Origin of the sequence: Phyllobacterium sp. 22229, assembly GCF_052056495.1 — a bacterium.
Lineage (GTDB): Bacteria > Pseudomonadota > Alphaproteobacteria > Rhizobiales > Rhizobiaceae > Phyllobacterium > Phyllobacterium myrsinacearum.
Genome location: NZ_JBQEPA010000008.1, coordinates 169,183 through 192,942, shown reverse-complemented (window position 1 = coordinate 192,942; position 23,760 = coordinate 169,183). Strand labels below are relative to the sequence as shown.

At 55.4% G+C, this 23,760-nt stretch carries 16 protein-coding genes and 5 pseudogenes; 5 read left to right on the top strand and 16 right to left on the bottom strand.

The annotated features are described in order from the left end of the window. Positions 1-76 precede the first annotated feature (76 nt). From ACTJJ7_RS12115 to ACTJJ7_RS12100, 4 genes are all read right to left on the bottom strand, one after another. Positions 77-1,729 carry a 4Fe-4S dicluster domain-containing protein gene (locus tag ACTJJ7_RS12115; protein WP_440967195.1) on the bottom strand — a complete coding sequence of 551 codons (1,653 nt, stop codon included), beginning with the start codon at positions 1,727-1,729 and terminating at the stop codon, positions 77-79. A 260-nt stretch (positions 1,730-1,989) separates the two neighbouring features. Next, the gene (locus ACTJJ7_RS12110; RefSeq protein ID WP_353574455.1) at positions 1,990-2,922 is read right to left on the bottom strand and encodes an electron transfer flavoprotein subunit alpha/FixB family protein; all 933 of its coding nucleotides are present in this window, start codon (positions 2,920-2,922) and stop codon (positions 1,990-1,992) included. Positions 2,923-2,947: 25 nt separating this feature from the next. Next, positions 2,948-3,697, bottom strand: coding sequence for an electron transfer flavoprotein subunit beta/FixA family protein (locus ACTJJ7_RS12105; protein ID WP_440967229.1), 750 nt, complete (start codon positions 3,695-3,697; stop codon positions 2,948-2,950). 280 nt (positions 3,698-3,977) lie between these two features. After that, positions 3,978-5,324, bottom strand: a complete 1,347-nt coding sequence (locus tag ACTJJ7_RS12100) for an MFS transporter (RefSeq protein ID WP_353574456.1) — start codon at positions 5,322-5,324, stop codon at positions 3,978-3,980. A gap of 442 nt (positions 5,325-5,766) precedes the next feature. Here ACTJJ7_RS12100 and ACTJJ7_RS12095 point away from each other — a divergent pair, with 442 nt between their 5' ends. The 4 genes and pseudogenes from ACTJJ7_RS12095 to ACTJJ7_RS12080 form a co-directional block, all read left to right on the top strand. Then, positions 5,767-6,942 (top strand): FAD-dependent oxidoreductase, encoded by a 1,176-nt coding sequence (locus ACTJJ7_RS12095; protein WP_353574457.1) that lies wholly within the window; start codon positions 5,767-5,769, stop codon positions 6,940-6,942. Next, the gene (locus tag ACTJJ7_RS12090; RefSeq protein WP_440967192.1) at positions 6,939-7,865 is read left to right on the top strand and encodes an alpha/beta fold hydrolase; all 927 of its coding nucleotides are present in this window, start codon (positions 6,939-6,941) and stop codon (positions 7,863-7,865) included. The genes ACTJJ7_RS12095 and ACTJJ7_RS12090 overlap by 4 nt, the downstream gene beginning before the upstream one ends. 120 nt (positions 7,866-7,985) lie before the next feature. Then, positions 7,986-8,384: a nuclear transport factor 2 family protein gene (locus tag ACTJJ7_RS12085; RefSeq protein ID WP_353574459.1), complete on the top strand. Its 399-nt coding sequence runs from the start codon at positions 7,986-7,988 to the stop codon at positions 8,382-8,384. A 100-nt stretch (positions 8,385-8,484) separates the two neighbouring features. Continuing rightward, positions 8,485-10,491: pseudogene (locus ACTJJ7_RS12080) on the top strand (oxidoreductase); the annotation flags it as partial. 364 nt (positions 10,492-10,855) lie between these two features. Here ACTJJ7_RS12080 and tnpC (ACTJJ7_RS12075) read toward each other — a convergent pair. Then, positions 10,856-11,814 (bottom strand): annotated as a pseudogene (tnpC, locus tag ACTJJ7_RS12075) (IS66 family transposase); the annotation flags it as partial. A gap of 10 nt (positions 11,815-11,824) precedes the next feature. Here tnpC (ACTJJ7_RS12075) and ACTJJ7_RS12070 point away from each other — a divergent pair. After that, positions 11,825-12,060: pseudogene (locus tag ACTJJ7_RS12070) on the top strand (integrase core domain-containing protein); the annotation flags it as partial. Positions 12,061-12,251: 191 nt separating this feature from the next. Here the strand turns inward: ACTJJ7_RS12070 and ACTJJ7_RS12065 are convergent. From ACTJJ7_RS12065 to ACTJJ7_RS12015, 11 genes and pseudogenes are all read right to left on the bottom strand, one after another. Then, a complete protein-coding gene (locus ACTJJ7_RS12065) occupies positions 12,252-12,752 on the bottom strand; it encodes a hypothetical protein (protein ID WP_353574460.1) in 501 nt (166 codons plus the stop codon). A 277-nt stretch (positions 12,753-13,029) separates the two neighbouring features. After that, positions 13,030-13,116 (bottom strand): annotated as a pseudogene (locus ACTJJ7_RS12060) (hypothetical protein); the annotation flags it as partial. A 281-nt stretch (positions 13,117-13,397) separates the two neighbouring features. Next, positions 13,398-14,611 (bottom strand): IS3 family transposase gene (locus ACTJJ7_RS12055; protein ID WP_440967190.1). Its coding sequence is split into 2 segments (ribosomal slippage): positions 13,398-14,275 and positions 14,275-14,611, totalling 1,215 coding nucleotides; the frame shifts between segments, so codons are not numbered across the junction. Positions 14,612-14,965: 354 nt separating this feature from the next. Beyond that, the gene (locus ACTJJ7_RS12050; RefSeq protein ID WP_353574462.1) at positions 14,966-16,000 is read right to left on the bottom strand and encodes an extracellular solute-binding protein; all 1,035 of its coding nucleotides are present in this window, start codon (positions 15,998-16,000) and stop codon (positions 14,966-14,968) included. Positions 16,001-16,230: 230 nt separating this feature from the next. Beyond that, positions 16,231-17,059, bottom strand: a pseudogene (gene tnpC / locus ACTJJ7_RS12045) (IS66 family transposase); the annotation flags it as partial. A 301-nt stretch (positions 17,060-17,360) separates the two neighbouring features. After that, complete coding sequence (locus ACTJJ7_RS12040; protein WP_353574463.1) at positions 17,361-18,224, bottom strand: TetR/AcrR family transcriptional regulator; 864 nt, start codon at positions 18,222-18,224, stop codon at positions 17,361-17,363. A gap of 16 nt (positions 18,225-18,240) precedes the next feature. Then, on the bottom strand, positions 18,241-19,275 hold the full coding sequence (locus ACTJJ7_RS12035) for an extracellular solute-binding protein (RefSeq protein ID WP_353574464.1): 1,035 nt from the start codon (positions 19,273-19,275) through the stop codon (positions 18,241-18,243). A 31-nt stretch (positions 19,276-19,306) separates the two neighbouring features. After that, positions 19,307-20,107: an ABC transporter permease gene (locus ACTJJ7_RS12030; RefSeq protein WP_440967187.1), complete on the bottom strand. Its 801-nt coding sequence runs from the start codon at positions 20,105-20,107 to the stop codon at positions 19,307-19,309. After that, the gene (locus ACTJJ7_RS12025) at positions 20,100-21,005 is read right to left on the bottom strand and encodes an ABC transporter permease (RefSeq protein WP_353574466.1); all 906 of its coding nucleotides are present in this window, start codon (positions 21,003-21,005) and stop codon (positions 20,100-20,102) included. Before ACTJJ7_RS12025 ends, ACTJJ7_RS12030 begins: the two co-directional genes overlap by 8 nt. A 2-nt stretch (positions 21,006-21,007) precedes the next feature. Continuing rightward, positions 21,008-22,081, bottom strand: a complete 1,074-nt coding sequence (locus tag ACTJJ7_RS12020; protein WP_353574467.1) for an ABC transporter ATP-binding protein — start codon at positions 22,079-22,081, stop codon at positions 21,008-21,010. Between the two features lie 315 nt (positions 22,082-22,396). Beyond that, positions 22,397-23,740 (bottom strand): solute carrier family 23 protein, encoded by a 1,344-nt coding sequence (locus ACTJJ7_RS12015; protein ID WP_353574468.1) that lies wholly within the window; start codon positions 23,738-23,740, stop codon positions 22,397-22,399. Between the last annotated feature and the right edge of the window lie 20 nt (positions 23,741-23,760).

Sequence of the window (23,760 nt, the reverse complement as noted above, 5' to 3'; positions counted from 1 at the left end):
TGGGCAAACATACGAAACCGTGCTGGCGATGATAAACAATCCATTTATAAGGAGACGTCGTGTAAGATCTAAAGTTTCACATATTCGGATAGACAGGCCCCTCGCCACCCTGCGGCGGCACCCAGTTGATGTTCTGGTTGGGATCCTTGATGTCGCAGGTCTTGCAGTGGACGCAGTTCTGCGCGTTGATGACGAAGACTTGCCTGCCATCCTTCTCCACCCATTCATAGACGCCGGCCGGACAGTAACGTGTCGACGGGCCGGCATAGATGTCGTGCTCGGAGCGTTTCTGCAGGTCCATGTCCTTGACCTTCAGGTGCACCGGCTCGTTTTCCTCGTGATTGGTGTTCGACAGGAACACCGAGGACAAACGGTCGAAGGTCAGAACGCCATCCGGCTTCGGATAGTCGATCTTCTTATGCTGGGATGCCGGCTCCAGCGACTGCGCATCCGTCTTGCCGTGCTTTAGCGTGCCGAAGAAGGAAAAGCCGAACAAGGTGTTGGTCCACATGTCGAGACCGCCGAGCGCCACGCCGACCGCGGTGCCGAACTTCGACCATAGCGGCTTGACGTTCCTGACCCGCTTCAGATCCTTGCCGATGTCGCCCAGGCGCCATTCGTTTTCGATCTCGGTGACCTCGTCATGACTGCGGCCGGCCTCGATGGCGGCTGCGACCTTCTCGGCCGCCAGCATGCCCGACAGCACCGCATTGTGGCTGCCCTTGATGCGGGGAACGTTGACCAGACCGGCCGAACAGCCGATCAGCGCCCCGCCCGGGAAGGAAAGCTTCGGCACCGATTGGTAACCGCCTTCGGTGATGGCACGCGCCCCATAAGAGAGCCGCTTGCCGCCCTCGAAGGTGCCGCGGATCGCCGGATGGGTTTTGAAGCGCTGGAATTCGTCGAAAGGATAGAGATAGGGGTTCTTGTAGTTCAGATGGACGACGAAGCCGACCGCCACCAGATTGTCTTCGAGGTGATAGAGGAAGGAGCCGCCACCGGTCTTCATTCCGAGTGGCCAGCCGAAGGAGTGCTGCACCAGGCCCTGTTTGTGGTACTCCGGCTTGACCTGCCAAAGCTCCTTGATGCCGATGCCGAACTTTTGCGGTTCGCGGTCCTTCTGCAGATCGAATTTGGCGATCAGCTGCTTGGCGAGCGAGCCGCGCACGCCCTCGCCGATCAGCACATATTTGCCGAGCAGTTCCATGCCGCGGGTAAAGTTCGGGCCAGGCTCGCCGTTCCTCTCAATGCCCATGTCGCCGGTGGCGACGCCGATGACCGCATCCTTGTCATCATAGAGCACTTCGGTGGCAGCAAAGCCCGGATAGATCTCGACGCCAAGTTCCTCAGCCTTAGTAGCCAGCCAGCGACAGACATTGCCGAGCGAGACAATGTAGTTGCCGTGATTGTTCATCAGCGGCGGCATCAAAAAATTCGGCAGGCGGATCGAGCCGGCGGGGCCGAGCAGCAGGAAGTGGTCTGATTTGACCTCGGTCTTGAAGGGATGATCGGCTTCCTGGCGCCAGCCGGGTAGCAGTCTATCGATGCCGATTAGATCGACGACGGCGCCGGAGAGAATATGGGCCCCGACTTCCGAGCCCTTCTCGAGCACGACGACCGACAGTTCCGGATTGACCTGCTTCAGCCGGATCGCCGCCGACAGACCAGCCGGACCTGCGCCGATGATAACCACGTCGAATTCCATGCGCTCGCGTTCGGGAAGGCTCATCTCTTCGCTCCTGTGGGTCTCTCAGAACGTCGGCGGCCTGCGGCCGTGCTTGCGGTAGGCGGTGATTACAGTGTTGCCCATCAGCGTGGCGATCGTCATCGCGCCAACCCCGCTTAGAACCGGGGTTGAAAACACCGGCGACGGGTCGCCTACAAGGCGAGTCGGCTCTTCATCTAACGGTCTCTTAGAGCCAAAGAAATCAAAGGATGGCGCAGCCCTGAAAGCCACGCCATCCGCGCTGGGGAGGCGATGTAAATGGTTCAAAGCGCCTTCTGCAGTTCCGGCAGGGCGTCGAAGATATCTGCTACGAGACCGTAGTCGGCGACCTGGAAGATCGGCGCTTCCTCGTCCTTGTTTATGGCGACGATGACCTTCGAATCCTTCATGCCAGCGAGATGCTGGATGGCACCCGAGATGCCGCAGGCGATGTAGAGCTGCGGCGCGACCACCTTGCCGGTCTGTCCGATCTGCCAGTCGTTCGGAGCGTAGCCTGCATCGACGGCGGCACGGCTGGCGCCAACGGCAGCCCCGAGCTTGTCTGCAAGCGGCAGGATGACTTCCTGGAACTTTTCCGCCGAGCCGAGCGCCCGGCCGCCGGAGATGATGATCTTCGCCGAGGTCAGTTCCGGCCGGTCGGAGGCCGACAGCGCATCGCCGACGAAACGCGAAAGCGTAGAAGAAAAAGCCGCCGTCGAGATCTCCTCGACGGCAGCAGCTGGGCCTTGGGAGGCCGGGGAAAACGAGGTGGTGCGCACGGTGATGACCTTCTTGGCATCGCTTGCCTGCACCGTCTGGATGGCATTGCCGGCATAGATCGGCCGCTTGAAGGTATCGGATGAGACCACCTCGATGATCTCGGAGACCTGGGCGACATCGAGCAGGGCAGCCACCCGCGGCAGCACGTTCTTGCCGACCGAGGTGGCGGCAGAGAGGATGGTGTCATAAGAGCCGGCCAGCGAGACGATCAGATCGGTAAGCGGTTCGGCCAGATTGTTGGCAAGCGCGTCGCTCTCGGCCAGCAGCACCTTGGAGACGCCGGAGAGTTTGGCAGCCGCATCGGCGGCAGCCTTGGCGCCCTTGCCGGCGACGAGGATGTGGATATCGGAGCCGATCTGGCTTGCTGCCGTTAGCGCCTTGGCGGTCTGGTCGGAGAGGCTGACATGGTCGTGGTCGGCCAGAAGAAGAATGGTCATAATAGTTGCTCCTGTTCCTGCCCGGTTACAGCACGCCGGCTTCGTTCTTCAGTCTGTCGATCAGTTCGGCGACCGACTTCACCTTAACGCCGGCCTTGCGGCCACTGGGCTCCTCGGTCTTCAGCACCTTCAGCCGCGGCGTGGTGTCGACACCGAAGTCAGCTGGCGACTTCCTGTCGAGCGGCTTCTTCTTCGCCTTCATGATGTTTGGCAGCGAGGCATAACGCGGTTCGTTCAATCGCAGATCCGATGTGACGACTGCCGGCAGGTTGATCTCGATCGTCTGCAGGCCGCCATCGACCTCGCGGGTGACCTGAGCTTTGCCGTCCCCGATCTCGATCTTCGAGGCGAAGGTCGCCTGGGCCGACCCCAAGAGGGCCGCCAGCATCTGGCCGGTCTGGTTCGAATCGTCGTCGATCGCCTGCTTGCCGACGATGATCAGCCCCGGCTGTTCGGCATCGGCGACGCCCTTGAGGATCTTGGCCACAGTGAGCGGCTCGACCGCATCGTCTGTCTCGACCAGAATCGCCCGGTCGGCGCCCATGGCGAGCGCCGTCCTTAGCGTCTCCTCGGCCTTGGCAGGACCGATCGAGACCACCACCACTTCCTCACACCTGCCAGTCTCCTTCAGACGCAGCGCCTCTTCCACCGAGATCTCGTCGAACGGGTTCATCGACATCTTCACGTTGGCAAGCTCGACACCGGAACCATCCGGCTTCACCCTGATCTTCACGTTGTAGTCGACAACCCGTTTGACCGGGACAATGATCTTGATGCTGGCATCCATTTGCATGTTCCGAAGCCTTTATTACGTTCCCGAGGTTGAAGTTTCTGATGGTCTCATTGACTAGTTTTCATCATGTTGAGATGGCCACCCAACCCCATAGCTTTCCGATAGAACCGGCCAATCCTCCGGTCACGTCCTTACGCCCTTTTCCATGAGCAGTAGAAACCGTTCGTCAGCACATCAGTTTGCTAGTTGATGGAGCAGAGCCGCGGCACGTACGGGCGGCTATGACCACTCCACCCGCCATCCATCGCGGAGAACCTGCGTGCTAATTGACTTCTCGCAAGTCAATTCCACTCGTTTCTCTCCACGTTGCTACCACGCCCGCCGCTATTAGAACCACAACCACAACATACAGGTTAAACACCCAGGAGAGGTTCATGCTTGAGAACCAGCTGCTCAAATAGGGAGCTGTACCGCCGAACAGAGCAAGTGAAAGGGGGAGAGAAACACCCATGATGCGCGAACGGTACCGTGTTGGAACACGTTCAGCGATGATTGCAGGTAGCGTTCCACCGATACAACCAGTAATCGAGAGCATCACGCCTTGCGCGACAAATAGCGTCCAAGGTTCATTTGATATGAAGCCGATTAGGGGAAATGTTAGCACCGCTACTGCCATAAAATAAAAAATCGTTACGGGCTTCCTACCCACTCGATCGGAAACGTAACCCCATATAGGGACGGCGATGATATAGGGAATTTGTGCGAACAGACTCGCGGTAAAGGCGCCGCTTGGATCCATGCCGCGCTGCGTTATAGCGAACACGGCGGCGTAGGCGGTCCAGAGATAGTATGGCAGGCCGACGCCGGCCTGGTAAAAGAAAATTCCGACAGCTCGAGATATAATTTTGCTCTTCGGCCAATCGGGGGCCTCGACCTGGTTGGGAGAACCCTGCGGCGAGCCTACAAAATCCGTCAGCACGTCGCTTTCCATCATGCTCTTTCGTAAGAACAACACGAGCAGGGAGAGCAGGGCGCCGAGGAGAAACGGAATACGCCATCCCCAAAAGTCCATTTCCGCGACATCAATTAGCCGGGTCAAGACGACACCAAGCAGGGTAGCTATTATGCTACCGATGCCGACACTAAAGAACATACTGCTGGACCACAGACCCCGTCGTTCCTTTGGAGCGATCTCCGCAAGGTACGCATAGGAAGCGGTCGCCTCCCCCCCGTGAGCAAAACCTTGCAACAGCCTAGCAGCCAAGACGATAAGAGAGGCAAATCCGCCAACAGCTGCATACGTTGGGGAGACTGCGATTAACAGACTGCCGAGGCCCATAAGAACCATGCTTATCAACAACACGGTTTTACGCCCCAAGCGGTCGGCAAGGGCCCCAAAGACAATACCTCCAAGCGGGCGAGAGATGAAACCGACCGCAAAAATCGCCAATGTACTCAACAAGGCCGAGACGGGGTCTTGGGTGTCAAACATTGCCTTCGCGATATATGGAGCGAAAACCGCATAGATCGTCCAATCGTACCACTCCAAAGTATTGCCTAGGCCAGTCGCGATTAACGATTTCCGTCGAAGCACAATACCTAGGCTTTGCGAGTGACCAGCGGTTCGGACTTGGATGCCTGTATCAGATGACTCGAGTTCCACGCTCATGGTTTCCTCCCCTGCGCTCCGTCAAATCCCGTTGAGGGCCGCCACGCCTTTGAACAGATCAGATGGTGTATCGAATTCCGGCGCGGCTTAATCGGCGAAGCACACGATAACGTCGGCTTCGATAAATTACAATATTGAATAATTAATTTGTCGAAAATTAAGCTCCTAGTAGCGGGTCAGCTTCTTTGTCCCACATCACGCCGCGCCGTCAGCCTTCTCCGGCCGAGCGACGGCAGGCCGATGAGCGCGAGTCAGGCATCTTGACATCAGCAAGCATTTTAATTATTCAAAATGTTAATTCACTACGGGCAAGTCGTTCGATCGAAGAGAAGCGGCAGCTAGCCTGCCTTTTTAGGCAGGTATGGCAGTGTCGAAGCAAATATGGTGACTTCAATGCCCGTTGGGTCAGCGACAACCATTTTCAGAAGAAGTGAGAGTTAACATGAGCGCACATGTCGTTGTCGTCGGTGGCGGCCCAACCGGGCTTCTTACCACGTTAGGCTTAGCACGTTCCGGTATGCGTGTGACGGTATTGGAAGCGGAGGCGACGCCCAACGATAGTCCTCGCGCGCTTGTTTACCATTCATCTGTTCTCCCGCATCTTCGAGATTTAGGCGTGCTCGACGATTGCGTGAAGGCCGGTTTCCTTCGGCAGGACCACGCCTGGCGCATTCACGAGACCGGTGAAATGATCCGCTGGGACATCGGGTGTCTTGAAGGCGAGATCGAATTCCCTTACGCCCTTCATTTGGGCCAAGATAAACTGTCCCTTATTATTCTTTCCCATCTGCAGAAGTTGCCGAACGTCGAAATTCACTTTTCGACCAGTTTGACTGCATGCGAACAGAACCGCAGTGGTATTCGGGCGACGATTCTAAAAGATGGACTTACCGAGACCATCGACGCCGACTGGTTGATAGGCGCCGACGGCGCAGCCAGCTTTGTTCGTCGGGAGGTTTTGAATCTCAATTTCTTCGGTATCACGTGGCCAGAACGTTATGTCGCAACCAATACACGCGTAGATCTAGACCGGCGCGGCTACTCGAAGACGACGATGCAGATTGATCATGTCTACGGTTCCGTCATTTGCAAAATCGACAAGAGCGACTTCTGGCGCGTCACATTTATGGAAGACCCCGCACTTCCCATTGAAGACCTTCCTCAGAGAATTGCAAAGGTGTTGCCGGACCTGCTGACCGGCGACGTTCCGTTCGAGGTGGAGGCATTTTCGCCCTACCGAATGCATCAACGTTGTGCTGATCGAATGCGAGTGGGCCGCATTATGCTAGTCGGTGATGCAGCGCATATTACCAATCCCACGGGGGGTCTGGGGCTGACGGGGGGTATGTTTGACACATTTGCGCTCGTCGAAGCCCTTACCCAAGTTGTTCACGATAACCGTGGCGAAGACATACTGGAAACCTACGATAGGGACCGCCGTTACAAGTTTCTTGAAATTGTCTCGCCACGCGCATCTTCAAACCTAAGAAACATGTATCACATGCTACCTGGCCAGCAGAAAGAGCAGTGGATCGAACAGGCGCGTGCAATCGCGGCTGACAGAGACAAAATGCGCGTAATGATGAAATTCCACGAACAGATGCGAACAGTATATTGAGCAGCCTTACACCCTTGGCCCTCGCAGACTTCGGAGGGAGATTTCTCACAACGTCGCGTAATCTATACGCGGGCGAGACCTATCCCGGTGCGACCGCCTATGTCGAATGGTTCGTACCCGTCGAGCCGAAAAGCGTATCGATTACATTCGTACATGGCGGCGGTGGACAAAGTTCGGAGTTTCTGCGCACTCCGGATGGCCGGCCTGGCTGGGCACACGCGTTTCTGCGGGCGGGGTATCCCGTGTATCTGCTCGACCGGCCAGGACATGGGCGGAGCCGCTGGGATCGGCGTGTACTTGGCAGTGCGACCCCACCACCAAGTTACGAGCAACTGGGTCCACGTTTTTTTGAAGCAGCAAAAAGCCAACTTTGGCCAGGGGCGGAAAAACACACGCAGTGGCCGTGTGGTGAGCTTCCTGCGGATCGCTTCATGGCGAGCCAGGGGCCAATGGCAACAAGTCTCGCCGCAAGCCAAGAGCACGTGGAACTTATCGCGCAGGAGCTTTTCAGCACGGTCGGGGACACAGTTTTGGTCAGCCACTCCGCTGGTGCGCCGTGCGGATGGGCATTGGCGGCGATTGGCGGTCCATTAGTGAAAGCTATTGTTGCAGTGGAGCCACTAGGCTGTCCCGGCTTCGAACATCCCCTTGGCCAATTTTCGCACGGTCTCAACGCCGCGCCCCTTTCCGGGGAACATGATCCCTTCATTCGGCCGATCGCGGTTGTATCAGCTGAAGCAAGCTGGATGCGTGAGGCAAATGCACAAGCCGTAGACTATATCCGGGGTCGGGGAAACCATGTCGACCATATTCGACTTGAGGAGAAGGGCATCTTCGGGAATGGTCACATGTTAATGTCTGAGTGTAACTCGGACGATATTGCCCGTGAGATTATCGAATGGCTCAACGATCGCGTGAGCTGAGCCGATCTCATTTTCGTTGGCAGTTACTACTGCGTTCTTACTTAGCCTGACTAGTTGGGCATTCTTTTGGTGATAGCCCTCGAGCCTTTTGGATTGCAGGTGCTTGTTGGAGGATCGTGAATGGAAAACCTTATCGCGCAAGTTGAGTCCTTTATGGAAACATTTAATACGCGAGACTTCTCGAAGACGCTCGATTTCTTCACCGACGCTAGCGTATACGTGGACCCTTTCGGCATCCAACACAGTGGACGCGCGGCAATTGGACAAGCGCTTGCGCCCAGTGACGATGTTTTGAACGCCTCCACACAATACAACGTTACTTCCACATCGATCGACGAGCGCACCTCTACTGCGATCGTCACATGGACCTTAGTCATAACAGCCGACGGCAATAGCTCTGCTATCGATGGGCTAGATATTCTTCGCTTCTGTGAGGGAAAAATCGCCGTTAAAAATGCGTTTTGCAAGGCGCGCGAGATTTCGACCCGTACGGCAACCGCGACGGTTTCTCAGGCTTAACTTCTCCCCATTTGGAATTGTTAGCTCACCCGCCGATAGCGCTGTCCCGCGAAGCCTACAGCTATACCTGACTATCAAAGCATCGATTGGAGCGTCTCTAATGCGAGATCCACGTTATGACATCCTTTTTGAGCCCGTTCAAATTGGTCCCGTCAGGACCAAGAACCGGTTCTATGTTGTCCCGCATGCTCTAAGCATGGGAATGTCCTCCATCGATGGAATGATCGCATATCGGAAAGCTCGAGCGGAAGGAGGGTGGGGCGTAGTATGCTTGGAGGAAACGATGATTCATCAAACCTCTGACCATGCCCCGTTGCCGGACCCCTGTTTTTACAGTGACAGTCATGTCCCTCAACTAGCCCGCGTTGCCGCAGCCGTGAAGGAACATGGTGCGTTGGCTGGGGTGGAACTGGCACATGCGGGTGCGTCGGGACCGGCCGCTTCTCATCGCGAGCATCCATTATCTCCCACCGCGAAATTTCCTCACTACTATTACAACCCGATAACAGCCCGTACGATCGACAAACAAGATATTGCCCAATTCAGACGCTGGTACCGCGATGCGGCAGTCCGCGCCAAATCGGCCGGTTTTGACATCGTATATGTCTACTGCGCTCACAATTTGTCCCTTCTGCAAGACTTCCTTGATGTGAAAACAAACAAGAGAACGGACGAATACGGCGGCGTCTTCGAAAATCGCGTTCGACTCCTTCGCGAAACACTTTCTGATGTGAAGGACGCGGTTGGTGACACCTGCGCAGTTGCAGTCCGATTTGCGGTGGAAGACAGACGACGGGCATCTAATATTACCGCGCTTGAAGACGGGCGGCGCGTTGTAGAAGCACTTTCGGACGTCCCTGACCTGTGGGACGTCAATGTGAGCGACTGGCCATGGGATAGCGGAAGCAGTCGCTTCTTCGAAGAAGGGCAGCAAGAACCGTTCATCGACTTTGTGAAGAAGGTGACGAACAAACCCGTTGTAGGCGTCGGACGATTTACGTCACCTGACGCCATGGTAAGCCAGATTAAGCGAGGAGTGCTGGATTTAATCGGGGCAGCACGACCTTCAATAGCCGATCCCTTCTTGCCAAACAAGATAAACGAAGGTCGCCACGATGATATTCGTGAGTGCATAGGATGTAACGCTTGCACAGCGGAGGTCATGACATATGTCCGTATTCGCTGTACGCAGAACCCGTCAGCAGGAGAAGAACATACGTTGGGCTGGCATCCGGAAAATGTTCCTCCCGCAGATGACCCGTCTAAGACGATTCTTGTTGTAGGTGGGGGCCCCGCGGGTCTCGAAGCAGCTCACACACTTGCAAAACGCGGTTACCAGGTTTCTATCGCAGACGGAGGATCGGAGTGGGGGGGACGGCTTGTCCGGGAGCGTAAAATGCCTCGCTTGAGTGCCTGGGGGCGCGTGGTGGACTATCGTGTTGGGCAACTGCAGACGATGCCAAATGCAAACATGTATCTTAACAGCGTCCTTACTGCAGACGACGTCATCGGCTTCGAAGCGGATCATGTGATCGTGGCGACCGGCGCAAAATGGCGCAAGGACGGTATCGGTCGCAATCACGATGAACCGATACCCGGCGCTGATCTACCCCACGTGTACGGCCCGGAAGAAATCTTGGATGGTAACTTACCTCGCGGCGAGGTCGTCGTTTATGATGAAGACTACTTTTACATGGCTACGGTGGTAGCTGAACGCCTTGCACGATCAGGTTGTAAGGTAACTTACATCACGACTGCGAGCGATCCGGCACCGTGGACGATCAACACACTGGAACTTGTTCACGTAATCAACGCAATGAACGAGATGGGTATCGAGATCGTCGTCGGCACATCCGTAACTAGCATCTCATCTGGCAACATTACTACCAGTCGTATTCTTAATGGTGCGGAATCCAATAGGAAAGTGGACGCCATAGTTCTCGTAACCGGACAAATATCCGATGATGTCCTTTATCACGAGTTGATTGCAAAGAGAGAAGCAGGTGAGATTGCGTCGGTTGAACGCATCGGCGACTGTCTTGGACCGGGCCAAATCGCTCAGGCCACCAAAGATGGACGAAAGGCGGGCATTGAATTTTGCTCTTCCGATCGTAAGGCTGCGGGTCCAACGGTTGATGCTGGCCTAGCTTCTCGACAGGAGCATCGACAGCAGTTGGCCCTGTAAAGCCGCGCGGCGTTACATGAAAGGGTGCTGTCACCTGGAACGCGTCGAAGACCTTCGCGGCCACCCTGCTCGCCGCACTTTCGTCGCCCCAAGCTCTTTCGGAGCAGCGACAATCGCTGGCACGAACATGGGAGCAGCCTCAACCGCATTGTGGGCGCGTTTCCGCAAAAGCCGCGGCCAGGTGAACAACTGCTGCGGCGAAAGCTGATGCCGTCGCGCCACTGGGCAAACCAGTGATCGGTGAACTGCGCGACAGCTTTGTTCGCTCAGATCGAAGCCAGGTCTGAAGCTCATCAACGAGCGGACGGCTGTCCTTCTGACGTCGTTGCAGGCGTTCGCTTGGGGCAAGTCCGTTGATGTCACGTTCGATATCAAAGAGAGCGTCGATGCGCTTGACGGCCTCGAGCGCAACCGGCGAGATCGCGGCAGCATTCTTGCCGCGTTTGGCGTTGGTGGCGATGTCGGCGAGCACGAAGAATTTGCGACGAGCATGTGCCCAACACAGCGCCTGCGTCAGCCTGCCAGCAGAACGCCGTCATTGCCGCCATCGGAGCGGACCAGCTTGTTGTAGGCGGCATAACCATCCACCTGCAGAATGCCGCGATAGCCATTTAGATGACGGGCGACGCACTCGCCGGCTCGACTATCCTCGAAGCGATAGGCCACCATCGGCGGACCGCTGCCCCCGAATGTTCGGTCATCCCTTGCGTAGGCCCAAAGCCAAGCGGTCTTTGTCGATCCGGAACCGGGCGCGAGCGTCGGCAAGGTGGTTTCGTCGGCGAAGATCCGCTCGCCCTTCTTGATCTCATCGAAGAGGTAGTCGGCGAGGATCTCCAGCTCGAAGCCGAGCTTGCCCATCCATTGCGCCATCAGCTTGCGATCGAGCTCGACCTTGTCGCGGGCGTAGATCGCTTCCTGCCGGTAGAGCGGCAGGCCATCGGCATATTTGGAGACGGCGATCTGCGCCAGAAGTGCTTCCGTCGGAATGCCGCCCTCAATGATGTGTGCCGGCGCCGGTGCCTGGACGACGCCGTCCTCGTTTTTGAAGGCATACTTCGGCCGACGGGTGACGATGACGCGGAACTTCGCCGGCATGACATCCAGCCGCTCCGAGATGTCCTCGCCGATCAGCACCTTCTGCTTGCCGGCATGCTCCGGCAAATCCTCCGGCTCGATGACGACTTCGACCCGCTCCAGATGGGGTGCGAAGCCCTTGCGTCGCCGCGGCGGACGTTTGCCATCCGGACGCTCGCGCGATATCGGCATGGAGCCGTGTTCGACGCCCGTTCGCAGCCCCCAGTCCAACGGAATGGCCGAAGCCTTCGTCAAACCTTCAAGCGCAATTACGTCTCGGTGAACCCCTTGCCGGACGCCATGACCGTCATCGCGCAACTGCCCTCATGGTTCGAACACTACAACGCCCTCCACCCACATAAGGCATTGGGTTATTGCTCGCCTCGTGAGTTCTTAAACCGTCAAACCGAAACCTGATCCTGTCCGGTTTTTAAGGGGCAACTCCATGCTCGATTAGCGCAGCTGACGTCTAACGCTGAAACACATCGCAACCTTCGAGTTGATGAGATCGCCAAAACTATTGCGTGGAGGACGCGGCCAATAGTGGGACCAAAGCGTCTATTCATCTTTATGGAGCCGACGCAAGCGGCGGCTCCAAGCTATCACGGTCAATCAGGGAAGCCGCCAGATTGCCACATTTCTTGAACCACTCGCCATCCATTGGCAGTTTTCTTCAGCACGAAGAGCTGCCGGATAGTCTCGTCCTTCGCGAGCTTAGGTGGATTTGCCTTGCATTTCAGCTCCGCAAATACAGACGCCGTTTGCCCTGAGGCGACGACTGGTTCTTTGATCTCAAAATTGCAGCCTTTGTTACCACCTGGGCCCAAGTAGTCGTTCCACTCAGTCAACGCTTTGATGGCGCCCGCCAGACCCCGAGTAGGCCCTGCCGCTCCCTCTCCAATCACGGTAGCGTCACCGGCGTAAAAGCGATGCACCAACTCTTCGGTGGAAGCTCCGTTGTGATTGGCCGCGTCCTGGCCGGCAAAGAATTGCCGCAGTTCTGCTGTCGCTGTCTGGGTCGCTACAGGCTGCTCCGCAGCATGGGCAAATGTGATTGCAGCGCTCATTACCACGGCCGCGGTCATGTGGGTAATCCAGTATGCTTTCATGATTTCCTCCTTTTGGTAATTTTACATCCGAACTCAATGTGCTGAAAACATCCGCGCATCTTCTCCATTACATTGCATGCTCCTCTATATATTTATCCAAAACCCATGGCCCTAGAGACTTTTTCGACAGGATGAGGCGAAACCAAAATGATCTCGGTCACACGACAGTTTCCGCTGTTGTTGGACGTAGTTCGTCCCCGCGTACCACCCGGCGCTCTGCAAGCCTCATTTAATCAATTGCCTATTCAAATCCGCGGCGGCAGTTTTCACGAAGAGACTAAGGCGATTGGCCAGTCCAACGCTTCACCGCGTGCCGCAAGTTTGTAGCATCATTGTAGCCGACCTCTTCTGCTATCCGCTCAAGGGGCCACGAGGTCTACCGTAGATAGCTGCATACGTGATCACCGCGAGATTGTGCAACTAGATCGCAGAAACGTACGTTTAGGTGGAAAAGCCTGCGCCTCAAGGTCGCGGCGACAGCAACAATGCACTCGCTACTTGGGTGAATGAGGGGGGTGAAGAGAGTTGGTTAGCAATCAATATTAGCACCGCATCAAGCACCCCCTCGTCCGGGATCTATCGCCCTATTAGGCAACTGGACTTTATCCCATTGTGGAGTGCCCCCCGTTTCACCGGACAAGTCGGCTAGATTGATTTAGCCCTGATGAACTGCCGAGGGGAAGCCATCTTGAGAGCGGAATGGGGATGGATTTCATTGTAGTCCTCGATCCATCCGTCGATGAGACGGAGCGCCGTTTCGGCGTCCGGTAGTGCCGAGATGCGGACGTAATCTCGCTTCAGGGTTTTGACGAAGGCTTCCGACATGCCGTTCGACTGCGGGCTGGCGACCGGCGTGACGCAGGGCGTCAGATTGAGTGCTTGCGCAAACAGCCTCGTGTCCCGCGCGGTATAAGCCGAGCCATTGTCAGAGAGATGCTCGATAGCATGCGGGGCTCGGGTTGCTGCAAACCGCTTCTCGACCGCCTCCAGCATCATGTCGCGCACGTCCGAGCCGGAGATGCCCGCGTTGGCGACCGCCGTCCAGGCGATGATCTCGCGGTCGAAGGCGTCGATGATGAAGGCGAGACGAATGACCTCTCCATTCCAGCAGGTGAACTCCAGACCATCCGAGCACCAGCGCAGGTTTGAGCGCATGACCATGACCTTGCCGTCATGGATGCGGCCCTTGCGAACGGCGGTATGCTTCTCCAGCAGCATTGCGTGGTTACCCATGATGCGATGAACCCGTTTGGCGTTGACGACAGGCTTATCGGCGGCTCGCCTTTCGCGATTGAGGAGCGCGGCGATCCGTCGATAGCCATAAGTCGGCCTTTGATCAACCAGCCTGCGAATGGCGGGCAGAAGCTCTGCATCCTCGACCTTGTGGTATGGCCCACGCGGCTTTGTTTTGCCTTTCAGCCGCTCGATGAGGTTGGAACGGGAAACGCCTAGCGTGTCTGCGACGGCCTTCATCGCGAACCGTCCTTCGGCAACAAGATCGGCCGCGATATCCGTTTTTTTGAGTCCGCTTTGGAAAGGGCTTCGCGGAGGATTTCGACCTCCATCGTCTTGCGACCGAGCATGCGCTCCAACTCCCGGACGCGATCCTCCAGTTTCTTCACTTCCGAATTCCCGACAACCGGCTCGTCAGAATCCACGGCTGCAGCACCTCCCTCGCTCAAGAGCCTGCGCCACCGATAAAGCAAATTGGGCGCGACGCCATGACGGCGAGCGGTCGAAGAAACCGTCTCGCCGGGTTCGAAACTCTGCTCAATGATTGTCAGCTTTTGCTCGGTTGTCCACCGCCTGCGGCGAACATCACCCGTCAGCAATTCAACGTGTCGATAGTCGTTAGACATAAGCCTGTCCTCAAGCCTGTGCTTGAGCCTTTCTGCTTATGCCGACTGTCCGGTCGAAATGGGGGGCAGTTCACATTGCTAATGATCGGTGCTTCAGCGTTCGCTCTTATTTTCGTCAAATGGCACCACCACTTTTTGCACGGTACGGGCGTACTAATTCTTAGTTTGCATCAATCTTTCAACGCCAAAACTCGGCGCCAACAAGCGAGATAGGGACCGGAATTTCACAAAGCTCCTGCGCCGGCAGCAGCTCCAACCAGCATAGATGGGTAAGCACTGAGATCATTGGCTCTAAGCCGATCGGCTCAGTTCAACCTTGCAACTCCAGTGATGATCCCGCGCGAAGAAGCCGAATTACATTCTAACTTCTGACCAAATTGCTCCATAGAGCTTTTGAATTGCCGGAGGGCAGGTCGTAGCCCAATATCCAGCGGCCTTGAGATGCTCGGGAGTTTGAAGCTCCGGCGCCGCCGTCAGCTCTTTCCTCATGAACTTCTCGGAGCCGTCAATGCCATTGGCAAAATTGGTAAAATTCGACTGGAGAGCGATGTTCTCAGGGGCCATAATGAAGTTAATAAAGAGCTTCGCGGTGTCAACGTTCGAGGCGTCCGACAAGATTGCAATGTTATCCATCCAGAATGGAAATCCGGTTTGCGGATAGCCGAACGCTATATCTTTATTTTGCAAACGTTCCTGGAGAGCCACTCCATTCCAGTCGGCACTGACCGCATAGTCCCCTTTAATCATGGGCTCACGCGTCATATAATCCATGGAAATCCAATGCTGTTTTGCCTCGAGAAGCTTGTCCCTCACCTTTTTGAGGAGAACTTTGTCGTCAGTGCAAAGTTGCTTTCCACCTAAATAATGAATTGCGAGCCCCATAATATCCAACATCTCTGGCTCAACATTGATCTTGCCATGCAGCTCACTTGGTGGATCAAATATTATGGAAGCTGTATTGATATCGCCTTTGTATATCGACGTATTCACGCTTACACCAACTACATTCACGAGCCATGGCGCGGTATATTCTCGTCCGGGATCAAACGGAACATCTACCCACTGCTTATTTACGTTGCGGAAATTTTCCATCATATTAGGATGGGACTTCAGAAGTAGCCCTTCCTGAATGAATATCGGCGTGTAAGTTGACGCCCCAACAAACACGTCATATCCGTGACCGCCAGCTTTTAATTTGGCCAGCGCAGTGTCGCTGGTATCATACTCCGATACGGTGACTTTTACATTATATTCGCTCTCAAATTTCTTGATTAGTTCCGCGCTGGTGTACCCAGCGTAGGTGTAAATGTTCAACCCGCCATCGGCAAAGGCAACACCACCTCCCAGAACTGTCAGCACCGCGGTGATTGAAGCGATTTTGTTTCGCATGATGTTTCCTCCCATCTCTACACGTCAGGATAAACATTTCCCTCAAGATTGGAAGCTTAATTATTCAAAATAGGAAATATTCTGACACGGTGTCGGTCAGCGAGCTGACGCCTCCGCAATCGGCGCTTACGCTTACTTTGGGTGAAGCGTCTAAGCATTCGGTGTCCGCCGCGGTACATACGATACGCGACTATTATCCAAATCAATAAGCCTACGGGGAAGACCCCGGATCAGGCCGCTTGAGCGTCGACGGTCAGCGACGCCCAATTCCAAGGAAGCAGTTGCTCCAGCCTTGTCATCGGCGTGTCCGCGATGCGGGCGAGAACATCGGCAAGCCACGCCTCTGGATCGATGTAGTTGATCTTTGCCGTCATTTGCGTGCCATGGCTGCACGATCTGCGCCGCGGTCTGATCCGGCGAAGAGTCACGATTTTCTGCCGAGCGCAAAGCCTCTGAGTGCTCGCTCGGCCGCATTATTCGTCAGGCAAATCCGGCCGTCCTGCAGGAATGACGTGAAGCCATCCCAGCGCTTGGGCATGTAGTCGATCGCCTCTGCGACCGGAGAACTGCGCGAGAGTTTTTCCCGCTCGGTTTGAAGCCAGGTCTGCAGATCATCAACGAGCGGCCGGCTTTCCTTGCGGCGACGATCCAGGCGTTGATCGACCGTATGCGCGTTGATCTCCCGCTCGATATCAAACAGGCCGTCGATCCGTTTGACAGCTTCGAGCGCCATAGGTGAGATCGGCGCGCCGTTCTTTCCACGCTTGGCGTTTGCGGCAATGTCGGCAGCTCGAAGAACTTGCGCCGCGTGTGTACCCAACAGAGTGCCTGGGTCAGCGGATCGGGATCGCGATCAACCTTGAACAGTGGATTGTAGCCGCCATAGGCGTCGGCCTGCAGAATCCCGCTGAAGGCCTTCAGGTGGCGCTCCGGATGCTCCTGCCGTCGATCGCGCGAGGCATAATAAAGGGCGGACGCCGGGGAGAGGCCTCCGAACGGTCGATCGTCCCGGACATAGGTCCAGATGCGGCCCGTATCGGTCTTTCCTTTGGCCAGGATCGACATAGGACTACTCCTTGTCTGGTGTTTGCACGAGCACATCCGATGTTCGTGTCAACCTCGCAAGACGGCCCTCCCCGTGCGGCGCTTACGATCTCCCCGTCGGCGTTCGAAATTCTATGTTGCATGAAAAATGGCCTTAGCATCCGACTGCTGGCCTGCACTGAAGGGGACGCGAGGGAACAGCAGGGACTGAGCAATGACAATCCTTCCGCTTAGAAAAGTTGGTCCGATAAGCATTCGATTGGAATATGTTTTAGGCCAGTACCCGATGCAAACAATTCTCAGCCTGGGATCATTCCTATGTGGGTACGGGCGCTCTGAGACCGGCGCTCAGGAAGGCCGCCAGATGCTTCAGCATCTGGTCCTTCTCAACTACGCCTAGCTGGCCGTCAGTTAAATCGTTTAATCGGCCTAGATCGTTTAGCATAAATAGGTAAGTACCTACCAAAAAAGTCATGCGTAGACTCACTACATCTCTCGGTATCTCTGGAATGAGGAGAGCGATTTCGTTGACAAAACGCTTAACGGATGCATCGTAGACCTCGCGGCGCAGACGCAAAGAATGCTCGGCCGGTTCCGCGTGCAGGCGCGCCTGTAATTTAACGAAAGCGGCCCCGGCAGGGCCGCTGTATTTCATCTCCCATTGGGGGGCGAGATAGGCGACGACTACGTCCTCGACGGTCCAGTTAGTCTGACGAGCGAGCACCTCGTCGAGTAGGACGTGCCGCCTTCCCGACAATAAGGCCCCACGCCTGCGAAAGACATCATCGAACAGATTTTGCTTGCTGCCAAAATAGTAACGGATAAGAGCCTGGTTGACCCCGGCTTTGTTGGCAATGTCGCGCATTTTCGCCCCGGCAAACCCCTCATCCGCGAAGATCAGTTCGCCAGCGTCGAGAATGAGATCTCTATAATCAACTCCGGGCGTTGGCCGCCCAGGTTTGCGCTTTGCCTTGTCGGCAGTCGTTCGTTCCAGCATCTCTTCTCCGACACCAATCACCGCAGCGAACATCTCTAGCGAATTAACGATACGGATAATTAACGACAGATCTAACTCAAGACAATAGGTGTTCAGGCAATTGAATGGCGAACTGCGTATTCGCGACGCAGTTCGCAAAATAAAACAAGAACATTGGCAGACCGCAGGAAGCCGCTCTGCCAATGTCGGCTCTGCACGCTTACATTTTTAACTCTGTCCAAATCCTGCCATAGATTTGCTGAATTTCTGGCGAACAGGTCTCATTCCAATATGAATGACCAGTCAATTTTTCGGGTACAACAAACTCAGGTGATGTGGTTAACTCCTTATCCATATACTGCTCTGAGCCGTCGATGCCGTTGGGGTACTTGATATAGTTTGAAAGCATGGCGGCGTTTTGCGGATCCATCATGAAGTTCATAAACAGCTTGGCGTTGTCGAGATTTTTCGCATCCGACAGAATGGCAAGGTTGTCCATAGCTAGACCGTAGCCGGTTTGCGGGTAGCCATAGGCAATGTCAGGGTTGCGTTGCCGTTTAATGAAGGCTGGACCACCCCAGTCACTTGTAGCAGCAAAGTCACCCTTTACCATCGGATCGATTGTGTTGTAATCCATGGAGATCCAATGTTTTTTCGCTTCAAGCAGCTTGTCGCGGACTTTTCGCAACAGTGCTTTATCATCCGTACAAATCTTGTCTCCTCCAAGATAGTGGATTGCCAAGCCCATGACGTCCATCATCTCGGGAATGATGTTGATCTTGCCCTGCAGCTCCGGAGGCGGGTCGAATATTATGGCCGCCGTGTTGATGTCGCCCTTATAAATGGAAGTGTTCACGCTAACGCCGACCGTTGCCCACTCCCAAGGGATACTATACTCGCGGCCAGGATCGAAACTGACATCAACCCAGCGCTTATTGACGTTGTGGAAATTCTCGAGCTTGTTGGGCTTGGACTTCAGCAACAAGCCCTCACGCACGAAAATTGGGATGTACGTCGACGCTGCGACGATCATGTCGAAATCGTTGCCCCCCGCCTGCAGCTTTGCGAGTGCAGTATCGCTACTGTCGTACTCGGAAATCGTGACCTTAACGTCGTATTGGTCCTCGAATTTCTTTACCATGTCGGGGCTCCACAGGTCTCCCCAGCTGTAGATATTCAAGACACCTTTTGCGGAAGCCGGAAGCGATGTAAGGAGCACGAGGCCGGCGGCGATGGAGACTATAACACGTTTCATAACTGTTCCCTTTTTTTGGTTTTAGTTTTCCTCACTTTCGGTTGCGACCAATCAAATGGGTCGCAACGACGAACAACGCGGACACAAGTAGCAGTGCCGTGGAGATTGCATTGATTTCAGGCGTCACCTTCCGGCGAAGTTGCCCCAGCATATAGGTGGGTAGGGTTTCTTGTCCGGCGGATTTCACGAATTCTGTGATGACAACGTTGTCGAGCGAAATGACAAACGCGAGCATCCACCCGGATAGTAGGCCCGGCCAAAGCTGTGGTAGCGTTATGTATCGAAACACTTCAACCGGACGCGCATAAAGATCAGCACCGGCCTGCTCCAAGCTGAGGTCCATGCCCTTGAGCCGCGCACGAACCGGCATATATGCGAAAGGGATACAGAAAGCGGAATGTGCGACAACGAGATAGATCATGCCGGTATAGCCAGTGGCTACTTTTAGCAGGGAAAAGAAGCTCAGCAAACCAACTGCGGTAACAATTTCTGGGACCATGAGCGGCTGGTTGACTACAGTAAGTGCAAGTCCTTGCCCTTTCCATTGGCGCCCCCGCGTCGTCGCCAAGGCGAAGAGAACGCCGCTTGTAGTCGCGATTGTCGCCGCGATGGCCGCGAGCGCCAACGAGCGAGTTGCTGCCTCCTGCACTCCGCCATTTTGCCATGCCGAGGCATACCAGCGGAAAGAAAAACCCTCCCAGACAGAAAGCGCCTGGCCAGCGTTGAAAGAATAAATGACGAGAAGCACGATGGGCATGTAAAGCACGAGGAAACATAGCATCGCTATTATGTTCATCCCGGGCATATGACGGACGTCAAACTTCTTAACCACGGAGCCCATCCTCCTTTTCCGTCGCACGGACGAAGAATATCATCGCAATTCCCACGAGGATTAACAGCGTCAACGAAAGTGCAGCGCCGAGCGGCCAGTTGCGTAGCGCGCTGAATTGCATTCCAATGAGATTACCCAACAATAGTTGCTTACCCCCGCCGAGCACCGTTGTTATGACGTAATCGCCGAGGCAAGGAACAAAAACTAGGATGGAACCGGCCACAACCCCGGGCTTGACAATAGGCAAGATAATTTCGCGCATGATCTGCGATGGCCGGGCATACAAATCGTACCCAGCTTCCACGAGGCGGAAATCGAATCGCTCCATCGATGCGTATATCGGAAGGACCATAAGGGGCAGGTAGACATAAGTCATGCCGAGCATAATGGCCGTCTCGGTATAGAGGATTTGAATTGGCGTACTGATTATCCGAAGATCAACGAGCAGCGTGTTTATTACGCCTTCGTTGCGTATCAGTTGCATGATCGCGAAGGTGCGGATCAGCATGTTGGTCCAGAATGGCAACATGACTAGCGTCAACCAGAAATCGCGCCGATGCGGCGGCCGCGTAGCGATAAAATACGCGGCGGGAAACCCGAACAGGAACGTGAGGACCGCGGTCAGGAACGACAACTTTATTGATCGCCAAAATACCACGAGGTGTTCTGTCGCCCAACTGACTTCATCGGTGAAGAAATCGCGTTTGGCGACGACGTTGACCCAACTTTCAGTAGAGAACGTCCAGTTGATACCACCGTACTCTCCCGGCGTCAGGAAGGAATAGACAGTAATTAGCGCGAGAGGGATGATCGCGGCGAGAAGCAGAATGACCATCGCAGGCGTCAGCAGAAACGCTTGGGCTTTGGTTATGGTCGGTCGTTTGGAAGACGGCTGCATTGTCAATCTCCCAGGATCTGCGCCGCGCCATCACGCAGCCGGATGCCGATACGATCACCCACCTGGATATCTGCCGGCAGGCTGCCGGCATGCTGCGTCCGAACCACAAAATCTGCACCTTCGCGCAGGCGAACATGATAAGCGCTGCCAGTTCCGAAATAGACAATGTTAATTAACTCGCCCTCGAGATGACCAGCCCCTGGCGAGACGATCTCGGCATGTTCTGGCCGCACGGCGAGCGTAACAGGTCCGACGCTCGTGCCGGCCTTTGGTGCTCGAGCACGCAATCGAACACCCGACGCGAATTCAAGACAGGCTCCCTCTGCCTCAATGGCGGATAAATTAGCTGCAAGGAAATTAGTTTCACCGATAAAATCGGCGACGAAGCGATCGGCCGGCTGATCGTATATCTCTCGCGGGCGGCCGATTTGACGCACCTTACCGGCGCTCATCACCGCGATGCGGTCCGACATCGTCAGCGCCTCTTCCTGGTCATGGGTAACGAAAACGAAGGTGATGCCCGTTTGAGTTTGCAGGCGTTTGAGTTCGATCTGCATTTCCTTGCGTAACTTGAAGTCAAGCGCGGACAAAGGCTCGTCCAGCAGCAGCACCTTCGGATGGGGAGCAAGAGCGCGGGCGAGCGCTATGCGCTGCTGTTGCCCGCCCGAAAGTTGACTAGTCAGCCGTCCTGCCATGCGGGTCATCTGAACCAGGTCGAGCATCTCGGCAACCGTCCGTTCAAGTTCGTCCTTGGATTTGCGCAGCATGCGAAGGCCGAAGGCAATGTTCTGCTCACAAGTCATATGCGGAAAAAGTGCATAAGACTGGAAAACAGTGTTCACCGGGCGCAGGTAAGGCGGGCTTTCCAAGAGGCTCTTGCCATCGAGTCGGAGATCGCCGGTCGACGGTGTTTCAAAACCTGCGATCATGCGAAGTAGCGTGGTCTTTCCACAACCAGACGGTCCGAGAAGCGTGAAGAATTCATTCTCGCTTATGGTGAGCGAGACACCGTCCAATGCCGTATACGCTCCTGGCCCGGCACCATAGATTTTGCTTACGTCCTTGATTTCGATCATATTCCCCTCAGTTTTCGCTGTTCCTCGATCACCGTTCACGGTGATTATCGCTCTCTCAGGAACGTTCAATTTCATGAATCAATCATACACTCGGCTGCGGTAACGCAAACATATTTTATTCAATGTTTGAATTAATATCGACCAAGCGTCGCCATAAGTCGCTACCTCGGTTATTTTAAGCCAATCCATAATGTCCAATCGCCGCCAATACACCGGCAATTCCTGCCGGTACGGAGCCACAGGGGCGTCCTGCTGTAACATTTTTCAGTACTTGTCGCGTTGGGAGCAACACGGTGTCGGTGATTCCCGTTCTGTCTAGACGTGTACAGCTCGATCTTTCGAAACATCCAAAGTTTTGGGGGATACCATGGTGTCTGTGGGGCGCTTTCGCGATCCGAAGCTCAGCAATTGATAGACGATCAACGCGGCAAGCGTGGCAGTACCAATACCGCCGACGGCGAAGCTCCCAAAGCTCAACGAGAAATTGCCTGCTCCAAAAACGAGCGTGATCCCCACTGTGAACAGATTGCGCGGCTCGGAGAAGTCGACACGATTATCGACCCATAGTCGCACCATCGCTGCTGCGATCAGTCCAAAAACCGCGACCGCAAGTCCACCGAGGACGGGCGAAGGAATGGTCCGGAGAACCGCACCGAATTTCGGCGAAAATCCCAGAAGTATTGCCACCAGAGCTGCGACGATAAAGATCAGCGTGGAGAACACCCGCGTGACCGCCATTACCCCCATGTTCTCCACATAAGTGGTGACGCCGGTCCCGCCACCCGCACCCGATACCATGGTCGCAATCCCGTCGCCGATGAAACCCCGGCCGATGAAGCGATCCATGTTCTGACCGGTCATGGCACCTATGGCCTTAATGTGACCAAGGTTCTCGGCAACGAGGATTAAAGCTACGGGTGCAATCAGTCCCATCGCCGAAATATCGAACGATGGGCTCTGAAATACCGGCACGCCAAACCATGGTGCCTCGACAACGCTTGCAAATTCCACTGGCGGCAGGAATCCAAATCCGTTCCCGAGAACAAGAACAGCGATGTAGCCGATAGCGAGACCGAGTAGGATCGAGACGCGCCGGATAGCGACTGGGCCGAAGGTCGAGAGAAGCGCAACTGCGAGAAGCGTAATCATCGCGACGAGAACATGAGGGCCACTGCCTTGGCTGCCCTGCACGGCAACCGGCGCGAGATTAAGGCCAATGGCGGCACCGATGGCCCCGGTGACTGCCGGGGGCATGAGTTTTTCAATCCAGTGCGTCCCTGTCATCAAGACGATAGTGCCTATCAGCACGTAGAGAGCGCCCGCAGCAATGATGCCTCCGAGTGCGGGCCCAATATCGGGGTTCGCTCCCGAGCCTTGGTAGCCGGTGACCGCGATGACAACGGCGATAAACGAGAAGGACGATCCTAGATAGCTCGGAACCCGGCCCGCGGTGCAAATGAAGAAAATTAGAGTACCGATGCCGGAAAAGAGCACTGCGAGATTTGGATCGAAGCCCATGAGCAGAGGACCGAGGATGGTCGACCCGGACATCGCCACAAGATGCTGGACGCCCATTGGTATCGTTGCCCCCCAAGGCAGGCGCTCGTCTGGCAGGACTGTCGCGCTTGTGGCAACCGGCCACTTCGGGAAATAGCTCACTTTTCAGTCCTCCCTAAACG